The organism is Roseateles sp. P5_B10 (assembly GCF_056400485.1).
In genome coordinates, this window is the sequence record NZ_JBFULE010001163.1 from 1 (window position 1) to 1271 (window position 1271).

Annotated in this window: 1 protein-coding gene; it reads left to right on the forward strand. The window is 63.7% G+C overall.

The features are described from left to right. The coding region (locus tag AC1DU6_RS31750; RefSeq protein WP_477862166.1) for an NADH-quinone oxidoreductase subunit L at positions 1-1271 on the forward strand (1271 nt) is incomplete at both ends.

Genomic DNA, 1271 nt, shown 5'->3' on the forward strand with positions numbered 1-1271 from the left:
ATCCTGGGCATCGGCCTGCTGGTGGCCTTCGGGGGTTCGCTGAACTACGCCGAGACCTTCGCCAAGTCCGAGATCCTGTCGCAGATGATCTTCCCCGGCACCGATTGGTCGCTGATGACGATCACCTGCATCTGCCTCTTCATCGGTGCGATGGGCAAGTCGGCGCAGTTCCCGCTGCACGTCTGGCTGCCGGACTCGATGGAAGGTCCGACGCCCATCTCCGCGCTGATCCATGCCGCCACGATGGTGACGGCCGGCATCTTCATGGTGGCGCGCATGTCGCCGYTGTTCGAGCTGAGCGACACGGCGCTGAACTTCGTCATGGTGATCGGTGCGATCACGGCGTTGTTCATGGGGTTCCTCGGCATCATCCAGAACGACATCAAGCGCGTCGTGGCGTACTCGACGCTGTCCCAGCTGGGTTACATGACCGTCGCCCTGGGCGCCTCGGCCTACTCGGTGGCCGTCTTCCACCTGWTSACGCACGCCTTCTTCAAGGCGCTRCTGTTCCTGGGCGCGGGCTCCGTCATCATCGGCATGCACCATGACCAGGACATCCGCAACATGGGCGGCCTGCGCAAGTACATGCCCATCACCTGGATCACGTCGCTGCTGGGTTCGCTCGCGCTGATCGGCACGCCGCTGTTCTCGGGCTTCTACTCCAAGGACTCGATCATTGAGGCCGTGCACGCCAGCCATCTGCCGGGCGCGCACTTCGCCTACTTCGCCGTCATCGTCGGTGTGTTCGTGACGGCCTTCTATTCGTTCCGGATGTACTTCCTCGTCTTCCACGGCAAGGAGAACTTCCACCACAAGCCCTTCCCGCCGGAAGATGACGAGCAGCACGGTCATGACGACCACGGCGACCACCACGCCCACGTGCCGCACGAGTCGCCCTGGGTTGTCACCGCGCCGCTGGTGCTGCTGGCCATCCCGTCGGTCGTCATCGGCTTCATGACCATCCAGCCGATGCTGTTCGGCGACTTCTTCAAGGACGCCATCTTCGTCAACCTGCACGCCCACCCGGCGATGGAGGAACTGGCCGAGGAGTTCCATGGCGCCGCCGCAATGGCCCTGCACGGCTTGACCTCGCTGCCGTTCTGGCTCGCGCTGGCCGGTGTCGTGACGGCCTACGTGTTCTACATGGTCGCCCCGAGCATTCCGGCCACGCTGGCCAAGGTGCTGCGCCCGCYGATCATCGTCCTGGAGAACAAGTACTTCATGGACTGGATCAACGAGAACATCCTCGCCCGCGCCGCACGCCTCATCGG